Source organism: Thioclava indica, assembly GCF_000714545.1.
Lineage (GTDB): Bacteria > Pseudomonadota > Alphaproteobacteria > Rhodobacterales > Rhodobacteraceae > Thioclava > Thioclava indica.
Window position 1 is genome coordinate 12,233 of record NZ_AUNB01000034.1, and the last position, 15,940, is coordinate 28,172.

The 15,940-nt window shown below is 59.5% G+C and carries 16 protein-coding genes and 1 tRNA gene; 5 read left to right on the forward strand and 12 right to left on the reverse strand.

Annotation, left to right across the window (positions count from 1 at the left end):
* Positions 1–4: 4 nt before the first annotated feature.
* The 3 genes from DT23_RS19090 (at position 5) to DT23_RS11490 (ending at position 2,120) form a co-directional block, all read left to right on the forward strand.
* On the forward strand, positions 5–811 hold the full coding sequence (locus DT23_RS19090) for a MerR family transcriptional regulator (RefSeq protein ID WP_081847133.1): 807 nt from the start codon (positions 5–7) through the stop codon (positions 809–811).
* A gap of 90 nt (positions 812–901) precedes the next feature.
* Positions 902–979 (forward strand) — tRNA-Pro (locus tag DT23_RS11485).
* A 61-nt stretch (positions 980–1,040) separates the two neighbouring features.
* Positions 1,041–2,120, forward strand: coding sequence for a 2'-deoxycytidine 5'-triphosphate deaminase (locus tag DT23_RS11490; protein ID WP_038131395.1), 1,080 nt, complete (start codon positions 1,041–1,043; stop codon positions 2,118–2,120).
* Here the strand turns inward: DT23_RS11490 and DT23_RS11495 are convergent.
* Both DT23_RS11495 and dksA read right to left on the reverse strand, forming a co-directional pair.
* On the reverse strand, positions 2,107–3,306 hold the full coding sequence (locus DT23_RS11495; RefSeq protein ID WP_240473598.1) for an FAD-dependent monooxygenase: 1,200 nt from the start codon (positions 3,304–3,306) through the stop codon (positions 2,107–2,109). The two genes, DT23_RS11490 and DT23_RS11495, sit on opposite strands and share 14 nt — an antisense overlap.
* 78 nt (positions 3,307–3,384) lie before the next feature.
* Complete coding sequence (gene dksA / locus DT23_RS11500) at positions 3,385–3,807, reverse strand: RNA polymerase-binding protein DksA (protein WP_038131413.1); 423 nt, start codon at positions 3,805–3,807, stop codon at positions 3,385–3,387.
* Positions 3,808–4,044: 237 nt separating this feature from the next.
* Between dksA and DT23_RS11505 the strand changes: the two genes are divergently transcribed.
* Positions 4,045–4,887: an AAA family ATPase gene (locus tag DT23_RS11505; RefSeq protein WP_038131414.1), complete on the forward strand. Its 843-nt coding sequence runs from the start codon at positions 4,045–4,047 to the stop codon at positions 4,885–4,887.
* 19 nt (positions 4,888–4,906) lie between these two features.
* Here the strand turns inward: DT23_RS11505 and DT23_RS11510 are convergent, their stop codons facing one another.
* The 8 genes from DT23_RS11510 to DT23_RS11545 all read right to left on the reverse strand — a co-directional run bounded on the left by DT23_RS11510 (position 4,907) and on the right by DT23_RS11545 (position 12,454).
* A complete protein-coding gene (locus DT23_RS11510; RefSeq protein WP_038131398.1) occupies positions 4,907–5,113 on the reverse strand; it encodes a hypothetical protein in 207 nt (68 codons plus the stop codon).
* A 14-nt stretch (positions 5,114–5,127) separates the two neighbouring features.
* A complete protein-coding gene (gene scpB / locus DT23_RS11515) occupies positions 5,128–5,784 on the reverse strand; it encodes an SMC-Scp complex subunit ScpB (protein WP_038131399.1) in 657 nt (218 codons plus the stop codon).
* Positions 5,781–6,563, reverse strand: a complete 783-nt coding sequence (locus tag DT23_RS11520) for a segregation and condensation protein A (RefSeq protein ID WP_038131400.1) — start codon at positions 6,561–6,563, stop codon at positions 5,781–5,783. Before DT23_RS11520 ends, scpB begins: the two co-directional genes overlap by 4 nt.
* The gene (locus tag DT23_RS11525) at positions 6,556–7,557 is read right to left on the reverse strand and encodes a glycoside hydrolase family 3 N-terminal domain-containing protein (protein ID WP_038131402.1); all 1,002 of its coding nucleotides are present in this window, start codon (positions 7,555–7,557) and stop codon (positions 6,556–6,558) included. The genes DT23_RS11520 and DT23_RS11525 overlap by 8 nt, the downstream gene beginning before the upstream one ends.
* Entirely contained in the window at positions 7,557–8,600 is a 1,044-nt protein-coding gene (locus tag DT23_RS11530; protein ID WP_051697242.1) for an SPOR domain-containing protein, read from the reverse strand. The genes DT23_RS11525 and DT23_RS11530 overlap by 1 nt, the downstream gene beginning before the upstream one ends.
* A gap of 56 nt (positions 8,601–8,656) precedes the next feature.
* Entirely contained in the window at positions 8,657–10,402 is a 1,746-nt protein-coding gene (argS, locus tag DT23_RS11535; RefSeq protein ID WP_038131404.1) for an arginine--tRNA ligase, read from the reverse strand.
* A gap of 202 nt (positions 10,403–10,604) precedes the next feature.
* Positions 10,605–10,958: a hypothetical protein gene (locus tag DT23_RS11540; RefSeq protein ID WP_038131405.1), complete on the reverse strand. Its 354-nt coding sequence runs from the start codon at positions 10,956–10,958 to the stop codon at positions 10,605–10,607.
* Between the two features lie 68 nt (positions 10,959–11,026).
* Positions 11,027–12,454, reverse strand: coding sequence for a plasmid recombination protein (locus DT23_RS11545; RefSeq protein WP_038131406.1), 1,428 nt, complete (start codon positions 12,452–12,454; stop codon positions 11,027–11,029).
* Positions 12,455–12,959: 505 nt separating this feature from the next.
* Between DT23_RS11545 and DT23_RS18625 the strand changes: the two genes are divergently transcribed.
* Positions 12,960–13,517, forward strand: a complete 558-nt coding sequence (locus DT23_RS18625; RefSeq protein ID WP_162177235.1) for a response regulator transcription factor — start codon at positions 12,960–12,962, stop codon at positions 13,515–13,517.
* 7 nt (positions 13,518–13,524) lie between these two features.
* Here DT23_RS18625 and DT23_RS11555 read toward each other — a convergent pair whose 3' ends face one another.
* Both DT23_RS11555 and DT23_RS11560 read right to left on the reverse strand, forming a co-directional pair.
* Positions 13,525–14,742: a surface lipoprotein assembly modifier gene (locus tag DT23_RS11555; protein ID WP_038131407.1), complete on the reverse strand. Its 1,218-nt coding sequence runs from the start codon at positions 14,740–14,742 to the stop codon at positions 13,525–13,527.
* Between the two features lie 71 nt (positions 14,743–14,813).
* Complete coding sequence (locus tag DT23_RS11560) at positions 14,814–15,398, reverse strand: hypothetical protein (RefSeq protein ID WP_156023935.1); 585 nt, start codon at positions 15,396–15,398, stop codon at positions 14,814–14,816.
* Positions 15,399–15,940: the final 542 nt, after the last annotated feature.

The window sequence follows — 15,940 nt, forward strand, 5'->3', positions numbered from 1 at the left end:
GCCGATGGGCAAATCCGCTGATGCGTTCAAAACCATTTCCGAAGTGTCGGACCTGCTAGACACGCCGACCCATGTGTTGCGGTTTTGGGAAAGCAAGTTCACACAGGTCAAACCGGTCAAACGTGCCGGCGGGCGGCGCTATTATCGCCCCGGCGACATCGCGTTGCTGGGCGGGATTCGCCACTTGCTGCATGATGACGGGATGACGATTCGCAGCGTGCAACAATTGTTGCGCTCTGAGGGCGTGTCCCATGTCAGCGCGTTTTACGACACCGCGTCAAAGACCGAGGCCCCAGAAGCACAACCCGAACCCGAGGCCCCCGAAGCACAGCCCGAGCCCGAGGCACAGCCCGAACCGGCCCCGCCCCCAAGCGCGTCGATCACACCGTTTCCCTCGGCGGCTCCGACTGCGCCCGCAGAGGCAAGCGATGTGCAGCCCTCGCTGTTTGATACCGGCGGCGAAGAGGCCCCGATGGCGCTGGATGTCGAGCCCGAGCCGGAGCCAGAGCGTCAGGTTCACAGCCTGCAGATCAAGCCGGCAAGCGAGCGCGCCAACCCCGTGCTGCCCGAAGCCACACCAGCCCCTGATTCGACGCCCGATCCGGCCCCTGCGCAAGACGCGCAGTTCGATGCGCGCGCCGTGGCGATGAGCGTGACACGTTTTGAGCTGCGCGACCGGCTTGCGCGGGTTGATAAATCCCGTTTGAGCGATGCTGATATGCGCGATTTGCGGATGCTGGCCCTGCGCGCCAAGGCCCTACGTATGCGGCTTCAGACCTCGCCAGAGGGCGCGACCGAGACACGCGCATAAAGGGCTCGCGCATGGGATTTTACGCAGGCGAAAATTTTCTTGCCATAACGGCTTGCACAGCCCGCCCTGTTGCCTCTATATGCCCCTCGTCGGGCTGTGGCGCAGCCTGGTTAGCGCGTCCGTCTGGGGGACGGAAGGTCGTGAGTTCGAATCTCGCCAGCCCGACCAATTCGACAAATGCCCATCCCTTCGCGGGGGTGGGCATTTGTGTATCGCGAGGAGGCCTGTGATGACGATCGGCGTTTTACCCGACACGATGCTGCGCGAGATGATCGCACGCGGCGAGATTTCTGCAGACCCCGCGATTACGCCCGAACAGATCCAGCCCGCCAGCATTGACTTGCGCCTTGGCACTGTGGCCTATCGCGTACGGGCCTCGTTTCTGGCGGGCAAAGGGGCGCGCGTCGCCTCTCGCCTGCCCGAGTTCGAGATGCATCGGATGGATCTGAGCGGCGGCGCGGTGCTTGAAAAGGGCTGCGTCTATCTGGTGCCTTTGATGGAAAGCCTTGCGTTGCCCGAGGGAATCACCGCCGTCGCCAATGCCAAAAGCTCGACCGGCAGGCTTGATCTGCTGACGCGTCTGATCACCGATGAGGGGGTCGAGTTCGACCGCATCCCCGAGGGCTATCAAGGCCCGCTTTACGCCGAGATTTGCCCGCGCTCGTTCAGCGTGTTGGTGCGCCCCGGAATGCGGCTTAACCAGATCCGGTTTCGCGCAGGCCAAGCCACGCTCAGCGATGCCGAGCTGAAGATCCTGCATCAACAGGAACCGCTGGTGGATGGCGAGGCGGTGATTGATCACGGGTTGGGGTTTTCGGTCGATCTGCGCGCGCGTGAGGGTGATCTGGTGGGCTATCGCGCCAAGCCCCATACCGGCGTAATCGACCTTGATCGCATCGCTCATTACCACGCCCCCGAGTTCTGGGAAGAGGTGCGCACGCGCGAGGGCCGCATCATCCTGGACCCCGGCGCGTTCTATATTCTGGTCTCGCGCGAGGCTGTCACGATCCCGCCCGATCACGCCGCCGAAATGGCCCCCTATCTGGCGATGGTGGGCGAGTTCCGGGTGCATTACGCGGGCTTTTTCGACCCCGGCTTCGGGCATGGTCTGGCAGGCGGTCATGGCTCGCGTGGGGTGCTGGAAGTGCGCTGTCACGAGGCCCCCTTTGCGCTGGAACACGGGCAGGTCGTCGGGCGGCTTGTCTATGAACGTATGGCGCAGGAACCCGCGCAGCTTTACGGCACGGGGATTGCGTCAAACTATCAGGGTCAGGGCCTGAAACTGGCCAAGCAGTTCATGATGGGGTGACGTCGCGCTCGTCGGTCACGTCATGCTCGTAGATCCAGTCAAACTTGCCCACCAGCTTCTCTGGCGCAAAGCGTGACGCCGCCCGCATTGCCAAATGCCCGACCGCACGCTGCACCCCTGACAGGTGGTAATTGCGCGCGTTCTTGGTCGCGGCATTGACGATGCGCGCGCAGCGATCATGGCGCGCCGCTTGATAGGCGGCAAAGGCGGCCTCGTCGCTGTCATGGCTGGCCAAGGACTGTGCCAAGACCCACGCATCCTCCAGCGCCATCACCGCGCCTTGCGCGAGAAACGGCAGGGTCGGATGCGCGGCATCGCCCAGAATCGCGGTGTGATTGCCATACCAGTGCTCGGCCACCGGATGGCGGAACAACCCCCACAAATTGACCTTCTCAACCTGCGCAAGCCAGCCTTTGACCGTGGGGCAGAAATCCTCAAACGCCACGCGCAGATTCATCGGATCATCTTCGAGCGCCCAGCTTTCCTCGACCCAGGAATGACGCTCTTCGACGGCCACGATATTGCGCAAGCCCCCGCCCAGCGGATAGCTGACCAGATGACGCCCGGCTCCCATGAAGACCTGCGCCACATTGGGTGCGTCTGGCTCACAGGGGATCAGCGCGCGCCACGCGACCTGATGGGTGAAAAACGGCGCAACCCGCCCGTTCAACGCCATGCGCACCTTGGAGTGCAAACCGTCAGCCCCGATCAGCAGATCGGTCTCTTGCGAGGCCCCCTGCGCATTGATCAAGCGGGGGCGCTCACCGCTGAGATCAACGCTTTCGATCTGATGGAGCAGACGAATCTGCACGCCTGCATCGCGTGCGCCCTGCGCCAGCATCTCGATCAGGCGCGCCCGGTGAACAAAGTGATACCCGGCACCGGGGCGCAGCTGCCCCAGATCAAGGCGCGCCACCTGCCCGCCCGTCTCGCCATCAATCAGTTGCACCGCTTCGGCCTTGGGCCCTGCCCCGTCCAGCGCAGCATCCAGTCCCAAGGCGCGCAAAACCCGCGCGCCATTGGGCGAAATCTGCAAACCTGCACCGACTTCGCGGATCGCATCGGCCTGTTCAAGCACCTCAACCTCGGCCCCACTCAACGCCAAGGCGCGCGCCACAGCCAACCCGGCCACGCCGCCACCCAACACTGTTACCTTGCGACCGATCAGCACTGTCCAACCCTTCAAAAAGCAATCACCGGCACCTTATGGCACCGGTGAGAAAATGTCTTTGCGCAACGTCAAAATATGACGCGAAATACCGGTTCAGTCGTTGCGATGAACCCGCTCGCGCCGCTCATGCTTTTCTTGCGCCTCAAGCGTCATCGTCGCGATCGGGCGCGCATCCAGACGTTTCAGCGAGATCGGCTCCCCGGTTTTTTCACAATAGCCGAATTCGCCATTCTCGATGCGGCGCAACGCAGCGTCGATCTTGCTGACCAGCTTGCGTTGACGATCGCGGGTGCGCAGCTCCAGCGCGCGATCCGTCTCTTCACTGGCGCGATCGGCGATGTCGGGCACATTACGCGCCGATTCTGCCAAACCCTCAAGCGTCTCGGCGGAAAGCTCCAGCAACTCGGCTTTCCATTCCAGCAACTTGCAGCGGAAATATTCCAGTTGCTTGTCGTTCATAAAAGGTTCGTCTTCGGCCGGACGGTAACCATCCGGTAGGAAGGTCTCTACTTTCATCTCGGCCCTCTTTTGCGTGCCGGGTGTGCCACTTTGATCAAAATTTGCCATGTGCCACCACTCCTCGGGCGCTCCAATACCCTATGAAGATTGGCTTGTCACGCCTCCATTCACTCCATTGTGCGCTTTCGTCTTCAAATCTTACGCTGCACTTGCGGCAGGAATTGGGCAGGGCTAGTTTGCAGCCAAATTGCGCAACATCCTTGCGCACCTCCCTTGATGCAAAGGCCGATCCAAGTGCAATTCAAATCGACCGAGTCCTATGTCGCCCCGCCCGATCTTAGCATTGCGGTGAATGCCGCCGTGGCGCTGCAACGCCCGCTTTTGGTTAAGGGCGAACCCGGCACCGGCAAGACCGAGCTGGCGCGTCAAGTCGCCGCCAGTCTGGGCATGGAAATGATCGAGTGGAATGTCAAATCCACCACCAAGGCGCAGCAGGGGCTGTATGAATATGACGCGGTCAGCCGGTTGCGCGATAGCCAGCTTGGCGATGCGCGCGTCAATGACGTCAAGAACTACATTCGCCGCGGCAAGCTATGGCAAGCGTTTGAGGCGGATCGCCGTGTCGTGCTGCTGATCGACGAAGTGGACAAAGCCGATATCGAGTTCCCAAACGACCTGTTGCAAGAGCTTGATAAGATGGAGTTTCACGTCTACGAAACCGGCGAGACGATCCGCGCCGCCCATCGCCCTGTGGTCATCATCACCTCGAACAATGAAAAAGAACTGCCCGACGCGTTTCTGCGCCGCTGTTTCTTTCACTACATCCGTTTCCCTGAACCCGACGTGATGCGCCAGATCGTGGCCGTGCATTTTCCCGACATCAAGGAACGGCTATTGGCCGAGGCCCTGACGCAGTTTTACGAAATCCGCGAAACGCCGGGGCTAAAGAAAAAGCCTTCCACGTCGGAAGTTCTTGATTGGCTTAAACTTTTGCTCGCCGAGGACCTTGATCCCGAAGACCTGAAACGCGAAGGCAGCAACCTGTTGCCCAAGCTGCACGGCGCGCTGCTCAAGAACGAGCAGGATGTGCATCTGTTCGAACGCCTCGCCTTTATGGCGCGCCGTCAGGGGCGTTAAACGCTGATACTTCAGCGCCTTACAAGCGACGGGTGAGGCGCGCAGCTTGACGCGCACGTTTCGCCGCCTCGCGCGCTTGTTGGGCCTGTGCGGGGTCTTCGGGCGCGCTCGATTGCGGCTCTTTGCCCCGGTTCGAGGCCATTTTCATGCCCTTGTTGATCCCCCAATTGATCCCGCGACGCAGGAACATGCGGATGATCATATTGATAATCTGGTTGAGGTTCATCGGATAAGTCCTTTTTAATCCTCAAAAAGTTCGGACTGACCAGTTTGCGGCCCGTCCTCGTCTTCGTCCTCTGATGATGTACCCGGAAGCGGGCGGCTGTCCAGTAAACCTGCCGCGCGCAGGTCTTTGAGGCCGGGCAGATCGCGCGCGCTTTCCAGACTGAAATGATCGAGAAACCCTTGTGTAACCACGAATGTCACGGGGCGGCCCGGCGTCATGCGACGACGGCCGAACCGGATCCATTCCATCTCTAGCAATTGGTCAATCGTGCCGCGAGAGACCGCCACACCACGAATTTCCTCAATTTCCGCGCGGGTGACGGGTTGGTGATAGGCGATGATCGCAAGCGTTTCGATAGCGGCGCGGCTGAGTTTGCGCTCCTCCACCGTTTCTTTCTGCATCAAAAACGCCAGATCGGGCGCGGTGCGAATGGCCCAGGCATCGCCCACCTTCAGCACGCGCACCCCGCGCCCCTCATAGCGTTTGCGCAGATGCACCAGCGCCTCGGCAGGGTCGCAGCCATGGGGCATGCGCTCTTCCAGTTCCTTGATGCGCACGGGCTCGGCGCTGGCAAACAGCACCGCCTCTACCATGCGTTCCTGCTCTCCCATCGGCGGGGCGGCGAAAAGCGATTTGTCTTTCTCTTCGGTATCTTGTGAGGTGTTGCTCATGTTTTTTTCCGGATCGAAATAGGTTGAAACGTATCCGATTGCCGGATTTCGATCTGGCCTTGCTTTGCCATTTCAAGCGAGGCCGCAAAGGTCGCCGCTGTCGCCGAACGGCGCCGTTTCGGATCAGTCCCCCAGCCATCGGGCAGAAAGCCTGTGAGATCGGACCAATCGCCCGCAAACCCGATCAGCCCGCGGATCCTCTCCAGCGCCTCCTCCATCGTGAAAACATTTGTGCGATCAAAGGCATAAGGGCGGAATTCGTCGCGGGTTCTGATCCGCGCATAGGCCTGCATCAGCTCCATCAGCGAGGCGGTGTAGGTCACCTTGCGCAGCCGCGCGACCTCTTCGCTGACGCCGCGCGCGAAGGTATCGCGCCCCAGCCGATCGCGCGCCATCAGTTGCGCGGCAGCTTCCCGCATTGCTTGCAGGCGTTCCAACTGAAAGGCCAGATGCGCGGCCATTTCTTCAGCGCTCGGCCCGTCTGCCGTTGGATCTGGCGGCAGTAACAGGCGCGATTTCAGAAACGCCAGCCACGCTGCCATCACCAGATAATCTGCCGCAAGTTCGATGCGTAACGCCTTGGCCTGATCCACAAATTTCAGATATTGCTCGGCCAGTTGCAGCACCGAAATCTTGCGCAAATCGACCTTTTGCGTGCGCGAGAGGTTGAGCAGCAGATCAAGCGGGCCTTCAAAGCCGTCGACATCCACGATCAGCGCCTCGGCCTGAAGCCGGTCCGCCACGCTCTGCATTTGAAACAGGTTCTCGGGTTCAGCCATGCCCACCGCCGCTCATCAATGCTTCAAACTCAGCATCAAGAGCCGCTATGTCAACAGCGTCCGGTGGCAGGCGACGATCCAAAGCCGCCTCGGCGCGGCGTTGCGCCTGTGCGCTCAGCGCAGGGGCTGCCAGCGCGACCTCTTCCATCGCGCCCATCTCGCCATTGCAATGCAGCACCAGATCACAGCCCGCAGCGAGCGCCGCGCGGGTGCGCGTACCCGGCCCGCCGCTCAGCGCCTCCATCCCGATATCATCGCTCATCAGCAGCCCGTCAAAGCCGATCTCATCGCGGATCAGCCCGATCATCCGCGCGCTTTGCGTCGCAGGGGCACTATCGAGCGCGCTGAACCGGATATGCGCGGTCATGCCCATCGGCAGATCGGCCAACGCAGCAAACGGCGCGAAATCGGTGTGGCGCAGATCGTTAAGATCGGCCCCCACCTCGGGCAGGTTCTTGTGACTGTCAGCGACGGCGCGGCCATGGCCGGGGATGTGTTTGATTACCGGCAGCACCCCGCCCGCCAGCAACCCGTCCGCCGTGGCGCGCGCATTGGCAACGACCTGATCGACCGAGCTGCCCAGACAGCGGTTGCGCAAAAACGGATGGGTGATCCACGAGGCCAGATCGCAGGTCGGCGCGCAGTTCACATCGATGCCGACCGAGCGCAGCTCATCCGCCATGATCCGCGCACGCAGCCAGAAACTGCGCGCCGCGTTCTCCCCCGCCAAAGCGGCCTGATCAAGCGGTGCGGCCCATTCGCGCCAATGCGGCGCGCGCAGACGTTGCACCCGGCCACCTTCTTGATCGATCAAAATGGGGGCATCGCGCCCCACGGCATCACGCAAGGATGAGGTAAGTCTTGTAACCTGTTGAGGGTCTTCGATATTGCGCCCGAACAGGATAAAGCCCCAAGGATCGGATTCGCGAAAGAAATCACGCTCGCGCGGGGACAGATCGACGCCTTCACAGCCGAAAATTGCCGCCGCACCCATCAGCGCACGACCGTGGGAATGCAGTTTTGCCCCTCGGCCTGAAGCGCCACGCAGAACTGGCGGGCCTCGGTCACATCACTAAAGCCCACGACGCGCAAACGATAGAAATCGCGCCCGCCGGAGGAGGCCTTCTGGATCACCCGCTGTTTGCCTTCCATCAGCGCGCCAAAGCGTTGCACCGCGCTATCCCACGCCGTTTTCGCATCTTGCGCGCTGTCAAAAGCGCCAAGCTGGGCCAAACGCGTGCCAGCACTTAGCGAGGCAGGGTCAAGATCGGTCACCTTGCTTTCGCTCGACTGAGTGCCCATCGACTTTGTGACCGCTTGCTCCAGCGCTACAGCAAGCAGGCTATCGTGCTCGGGCTTGGCCAAAGGCCGGGGCGAAACCGAGACACCGGGCACGGAGGCCGGGATCACATCGGGCGTCTCCTTAAGGGCTATTTCTTCGGGGCGCGGCGCGGGAATTTCGGGGCTTTCTGCGGCAGGTTCAACGGGAATATCAAGCGCAGGTGCCGGCGTATCTTGCGCGGCGGGCAGTGCAACGGCGGCTTGGATCAGCGTATCCTCCGGCGAGGTTTCAACGCCCCCTTGCCCCGCAGGTGCAGCCATCGGCGCATTCGCAGCCCCGATCTGCGTGGCCATCTCGCCCATCGGGAGATCTTCATCGCTGAGTCCGATCGGCGCAGGGGCCAGTACCACACGATCGGGCGCAGGCGCAGCCGATCCGGTGCCCGCCACATCATTCACCGCCAAGCCGGTGTGACGCGCCAATTCGCCACCCGGATCTTGCGGCGCGATGCGGGCAGGCCCGTCAATCGCGCGGATCACCGGCACGCCGTTCAGATCGCGCATCGCCAGCTTATAGCCCCAAACCACCAGCCCAAGGATCATCACGACCGAGGTCGCCGCCCCCGCCAGATTAACCCAGCGCGACATCGGTCGCCCGGCGCGCGGTGCTATTTCGGGATCGGACGGATGCGTTTGATAAGGCGCTTGCGCACCATACCCGTAGGCCCCGCCATTGCGGTCATCGTAAGCTGCCATGCTCGTCGCCTCGCCGCCGGTGACCCGGCTGTTACTGCCAATCCCGGCGGCGTGCGTTAGCGCATCTCTTCAGCCGGAGTTACACCAAGAATAGCAAGACCTGAGGAAATAACAACGGCACAGGCACGCGCGAGGGCGATTTTCGCCGAAGATGCGGCCTCATCCCCGTCTTGCAGGAAGCGCAGCGACGCATCGTCATGGCCGCGATTCCACAGGCTGTGCAGGTCGGACGCCAGATCATACAGATAAAACGCCACGCGATGGGGTTCATTGGCGCGCGCGGCAATCTCGACCAAACGCGGCCATTCGGCGATTTTCTTGACCAGCGACAGCTCGGCCTCGTGCAGGTCGGTAGGCAGATCGGCCTTGGCGAGACGCGCATCCGACATGTCCCAGCCCGCCTCAGCCGCCTTGCGCAGCACCGAACAGACCCGCGCATGGGCGTATTGCACATAGAAAACCGGGTTATCCTTGGATTGCTCCAGCACCTTGGCAAAGTCGAAATCGAGCGGCGCATCGTTTTTGCGCGTGAGCATGTGGAAACGGGTCACATCCGCGCCCGCTTGTTCGACCACATCGCGCAGCGTCACGAAAGTGCCCGCGCGTTTGGACATCTTGAAGGGCTCGCCATTCTTGAACAGTTTTACAAGCTGGATCAACTTGATATCCAGTGTTACCCGCCCCTCAGACAGCGCCGCAACCGCCGCTTTCATCCGCTTCACATAGCCACCGTGATCGGCTCCGAACACGTCGATCAGCAGATCAAAGCCGCGCTCAATCTTGGTCCAGTGATAGGCGATGTCGGGGGCGAAATAGGTCCAGGAGCCGTCCGATTTCTTCACCGGACGGTCCACGTCATCGCCAAACTGCGTCGAGCGGAACAGCGTTTGCTCGCGCTCCTCCCAATCCTCGGGCAGCTTGCCTTTGGGCGGCTCAAGCACACCTTCATAGATCAGGCCGAGATCCTGCAAACGCTTGAGCGCCGCCTCGATCTGCCCCGTGCCATAAAGCGCCTTTTCCGATGAAAACACATCCATTTTCACACCAAGCGAGGCCAGATCGCCGCGGATCATCTCCATCATCGCCTCGGTCGCGAAGCCGCGCAGTTCGACCAGCCAATCCTCTTCGGGCTTATCCAGCAGATCGCGGCCGTATTTCGCCTTGATCGCCTCGCCCACCGGGATCAGGTAATCGCCCGGATACAGCCCCTCGCGGATTTCCGGCTCAAGACCGCAAGCCTCGCGATAGCGCTCGTAGGCGGAACGCGCCAGCACATCGACCTGCGCGCCGCCATCGTTGATGTAATATTCGCGCGTGACGTCATAACCCGCGAAATCCAGAAGACTCGCCAAAGCATCGCCAAACACCGCGCCGCGCGTATGGCCCACATGCATCGGCCCGGTCGGATTGGCCGAGACATATTCGACATTGACCTTAACGCCCTGCCCCAAATCCGAGCGCCCATATGCGGGGCCCGTCTGCACAACATCGCGCGTCAGATCGGCCCAAAGCGTGGGCGCAAGCCGCAGGTTGAGGAACCCGGGACCAGCCACATCCGCGCTGATGATACGGGGATCCGCGATCAGCTTGGCCGCCAAGGATTCGGCAATGTCGCGCGGCTTGGATTTGGCGGGCTTGGCCAAAACCATCGCGGCATTGCTCGCCATATCGCCATGCAGCGGATCGCGCGGCGGCTCCACCGCGACATTGGCGTAATCCAGCCCCTCGGGCAGCGCGCCTTCGGCAACCATCACATCAAGTGCCGCAATCACTGCGGCGCGAATATCGGAAAACAGGTTCATAATATCGGTCCTCGCTTGGCTCTCCCCTGCCAGAGCGCGCGCGCAAGGTCAATGGCGCTGGGGGCCTTGCTTGGCCGTTGATTGTCATATCGTAGCGCCTTGTTTCTAAGGGTGGCAACATTTTGAAAGCCCGCCAGAACACTGGGGGGCTTTAACGATCCATTGTGCGCGATCAGCCGCGCGGGGCAGAGGCGATTGTCGATCAGATGTCCTCGCTATCCGCTGCACGCTCCTTAGGCTTTTCCCGCGGCGAGGTCTGCGGTGCCGCAAGTGAGGGCGAAGTGGGGGCCTCCGGTTCGGGAGGTAGTTGCGCGAGGTAATCCGCAATCCGCTTGCTGTCAGCGGCACCGGACGCACCAGAGAGCGTTTCGAGAAAGGCCTCGACCTGATCGCGCGGCGTCTTGTCGAGCCACTTGCCGAAGGCGTCAATGACATAACGGCGCCGACGCAATTGCGCCTTGTGCTCTTTTTCAGCCACCTGTGCGACTTTGTTCTGGAGACTTAGATACTTCTGAAAGATGCGATCTTGCTGCGATTGAGGAATTTGAACGGTCATGTCGTGCTCCTATGTTTTCGACGGGTTCATAAGCAAAATGGAGCTCCTCACCCCGCACGGAAGCCAACTCAGCGATTTTTCTGATCATTATTTTTATTGTTGTTTTTCAACTCCTTATTTGCGATTTCGATCGCCCGTTTTTCGATCTGCGTGTCTGCGATGAAATATTTTCGCAGGCCCGGCGGGAGCGCCGCAAGCATCTTGGCGCGCAGCTGGTCGAGGGCTGTTTCCTTCTGCTCGACCGCAGCCAACAGCGCAGCGACAGACTTTTCGGCCTGTTGGGCTGCCCCTTGCCGGAAGGCTCGATAGGCACCGCCCAGATGGATCAGTAGTTTTCGTGCCGAACTGCCTGGTGCTAATAGTAAGCGCTCCAAACGATCGCGCTCCCGCGACTTCGCAGGAACGCGTGGTGAAACCGTCATCCGGTCGTTTTCGGCCGGAATGAGGTTTCCTGTCGCCGCGTGCTCGGCAATCTCGATCACTTCGTTCGCGACAGTTTCGCGCGCTTCGGCGCGCTCGGTTGCCGCGATCAGAGCTTCTTGTTGGCGTCTGGTATCACGCAGCAACCGTTCCGAGTGTTCGCGTTTTGCTTCGAGCTTCTTCTTCTCGGCCTGGACCTTGGCCTTTTCGCGCGCCAAGCGGACTTCCTCATTTGCACGCCAGATATGCGCTGGGACATGTTTCTTGCGACGCGGAATGATGACGGCCGGGTCGTTCTTCTTTTCCCTTTTCGCCTTGCGACGCGCTGCGGCCTGGCGTTCTCCACGCGTCAGCCCCAATGAGGCGAAAAATGCGCCGATATCGTCCTGCGCCTTCTCGTAATCCTTCAAGAGCGGATGAGACGAGGGTTGGATAAGGCGCTGTGTGCCGCTGCGTTTCGAGTGTTTCTCCGTCCAAGGGGCAATGACTCCATGGATGTGGAATGTCGTTTCGTCGCGATCAGCGCGCGCGTGCAGAACCTGATCGCCGAAGCGCGACCGCAGCCATTCAATCGCCAAGTCCTGAAACTGAGCTTCGCGCTCTTCGATCAGTTTCTGCCGTGCGGCCTCTTTTTCTTCGTCTGTCCCGACAAAGCGGGTGTCGTCCTGCGAGGGAACGAACCATTCGCGGTTTGCGGTGATGATGAACTCACGCAAAGGGCCGGATTTCGATTTGCGCCACGGATCGCGCGGCCCCTCAATCAAGCGCCGATCTGCTTCTTTGCGGCGCTTGGCCGCGCGAAGCCCTTCGACCTCCTGATTGATATTTTCAAGGCTCGCGAGGCGCACCGCCTGCGTCAGCTCTTTGTGCCAGTTCGGGGAACCGAGGATCTGCTCGTTCAGCACTGTGCGGCTCGGATCGACATGGTCCAGTCGGTCTTCCTGCTGCTTGCGATCACCATGCATCCGATAGCGGTTCAGCTGCTGGGGATACAGCTCCGCGAAACGCAGCACGACGGGGCGGGGTGACGATACCGACGCACCAGCGGATGCGTCGATAGAGTGATGCATGGACATGACGGCCTCCTGATGGGGTTGCCGTCGGGAAATGGGCGGAGGGGGAGAAAGTAAAAGTTAGAGCAGAGGCAGAAGATTGTGCTTAACTTTTTCTACTTGCACGGCCTGGAACTGAGGCATGTGTCTATACAGCTTTGGGCCAACGGAATCCCAATGCGGACTTCCGCCCTCTACCACCGAGTCGCAGCGGTTATTCATGTAGGTCCGGCGAAGAGCGTAAAAATGCTGCAGTCTAGATTAGCGGCAGATGTGCAGACGGCGGAATTTGGAAGGCTCACGAACAGTTCTTACGCACATTAATTTTCAGATATCCGCATCTATGCGCGCCCGCTCCTTAATAAATATTTTTATGGATAAACCGGGCGATCATCACGTCTTTGTGACAAGCGAAAACAAGCAATTCTGCATTAAGTGCATTGACTATAATTTATTAAAATGAACATTTTAAACAATACTTTAGTCCCTACACACAGTCCCTACACACATTAAAACACCGATGCCACAATTGAGGTCCAAACCCAATATTTCAAAAGCGGATGTTGCGGTGTGCGATGTTCAAGACGACGGAAAGATCATATCGGTTGATGACAAGGTGCGGACGGTTCTTTGCACCCGCTGGAAACTCGATCCGTGGAAGACAATACACAAAAGCCTTCACCTAACGATGGTGCCTTGCAATCAGGACCTCTTCTCTGGGCTTCGGGCGGCGACAGCAGCAGTTGCACCGAAACCAGTCATGCTTCGTCCCCGCCATACTCGATTCCGCCCAGTGTTCCAGATCAATATCTTGCCTCTAACCGAGCATGCCGCCCGTTTCATTTTGTTCATTGATCCGGACTTTAAGCCGCTAGGAAACAGCACGCGTCCATTGCTCACCAAGCGCGAGAGCGAAGTCCTCGGTCTCGCTTCTGCTGGCAAGCTGCGCATCGCTATCGCTCATCATTTGTCGATCTCGACATCGACCGTCGATATGCATACGAGCAATCTGCGCAAGAAACTCGGGGCGCACACCACTAGCGAAGCTATCGCCAATGCGCTGAGACTGGGTCTTTTGCCGCGCTAAGCGCCGCTTAAAACCGCGAAACGAGTTGCAGTCCGCAATCGAAGGAATGGTAGCTATAAAGCGCCACATTGGAGTCGTTACGCCTTGCCGTGCAGTTGAGTTGCGGTGCGCTGTGAAACACGGAGAGCTTGTCAAACTTGAGCGAGAAAGTCAGCGCGGCGTCGTGATCGCGGCGTGCATAATTCAAGAACGGGAAGTCCTCGTCGTAAATGCGCATCCCGCCGCTAAGGCTTACCCCTCCGGTGAGCGTATCGCCCAATCTCCGCGTAGCTCCGACGCTCAGTTCAAGCCGAGAAAATCGCTGATAGCCTGCACGCGGCACGGACCGCTCCAACTGCACATTGGCGCGAAGATACACCTTTTGCGAAAGCCTGCTACCATAGCTCAACCCGCTCGAAAAATCAGGGCCAGTCAAAGTCGGTTGTTCCTTGTAGTCGCGATATTGCGCACTGCCGGAAAGGGTGATTGTCCGATCATTTGACAGGCTGAAGGTCTTTTGCGCATCCGTCCCGACCAGAGTGAAATCTTGCGATGTTTCGCCTGGCGGGTCGTCGTAAAACCCATACCCTGCATGCAATCCGACTTGCCAGGGATTTGAACCTGAAAGCGCTTGGTATTGCAGCGACATCAATGGTTCCAGAAAGCGCAGTCGGCGCACCGAATACCAGTTTCCAAAAAGCGAACCACGGAGCCGAATGCGATTCCCAAGCGTGCTATGAAAATAACGATCGACGTGCAGGCCGAAAGCAAAACCGACCCCCGATTTCTTTTGCGCTCCGTCACTGATGTCGAAGACGCCGATATCGGTGACAAAATACTTTGCCGAAGCTGAATGCCCAAGATTGGTGGTCGGCAACAGCCCCACCTGCGCCGAGAACCGCCACGGATGGATCTGGTCAAGTCGCAGCAGGGCGGTCTGGAACGCCACCGCGTTTTGCGGATCGCGTCGGATCGCACTGCGCAAAAATATATCGCTGCGTGCAACCGGACCTAAAGCATCAAGCGTGCGATCAAGGGTGGTGCGTGCGGGCGAATACTTGGGCGCGGCATGCACCACGTTGCCCAGAACCACCACCGCCTGCACGCCATGACCTTGGGCCGAGAGATCCGCGCCAATCGCGGTCCATTGCGCGATACTCCGGCTTTGCTCGGCCCATGTTGCTTGCGCGCTCACGAGCATTGCAATGCCAAGACAATTCACGAACAACCGCACGAAAACAGCCATCGAAATTCCTTGCAAAAAAAACGCCGGGGGCTTCCCCCCGGCGCACACCCGTCAAGCGGGCAGACTCGCATTTACTGCGAAACGTTATAGACCCCGTTGAGATCCGAGGTTTTGCCGTCGGCAGTAATCGTGCCGCTCACGGAGCCCTCAGATAGTAGCGTGCCATTGTCGTCATAGACGCCGCCTTGCAGCTGCGTGTCCACAACTCCGCTGCTTTCGCTGTCCTTGAGCGTGCCAGTTGCATTTGCGTTGATTTGCGAATTGGCAACCGAGCCGGCCACGTCCAGCGCGCCCGAGACGCTATCGAGTTTGTCTCCCGCATTATTATATTCGCCGAAATTCGTCGCTTTACCAGTAACGCTGCCATTGTCGAAATCGACATCCATCGACAATCGACCCGCAGCAACTCGCGAAACGTGTCCGGGGTCGACTGGGAGATCGACGGCCATCGCACCGGTCATCGTTGCCGTGCCGCTGGGATCTTGCGCGAGTTGAAGGTCTCCCGAATTAATCCGATTCGCGGTAGCAGCGGCATCGGCATAAGCGGCATTTGCCTCAGCCTTGGTCATCGCGCCCGTCGCGCCGTCACCGCTCCCCATACAAGCGGAGAGTGCAAAACATCCCGCCATGCAGGCGGCTGCTAATTTCATCGTCATGAATTGTATCCCTTTTTCGTTCCCCAACCGGGCAAATCACGCACGGTCGAGCGCAGTTGAAAAGGCGTGAGAGATTACGAACAACCTGCAAACAATCACAGATTGACGGGCGTCTGCGACGTCCCGCCCAAACCTGAAAGGATAAAATCAATTCTTGGACGAAAATCACGCTGCAACAAGTTTTTGTGAGGAGAAATGCACGCGTTTGCAGACGCGGCAACATCTATTCGCGAGGATAGCGATCAACCAACTCGCGCGGCCCGTTCTCAACGATTAACAACTGGTCGGTCGAGCAAGTCACTCAATTTCCGGTCGTTGTATTGTTCGAGAGAACATCGGAAGCATGGTTTCGCTGTTTTTGTCGCGATTTGGCACTATTTTGCAAAGGCAACCATAAATACTACGGCAATATATAGTCGCTGGCGTTCGTGTGAATGTCGCGCGGTGCTTGTTTGGACCGTAACGTGAGGGAAAAAGGGTAACGGCAGGAAGCGGCAACCAAGCCCCCTCCGAGATGTGAACCGCCCCGAGTTTACCGGAGG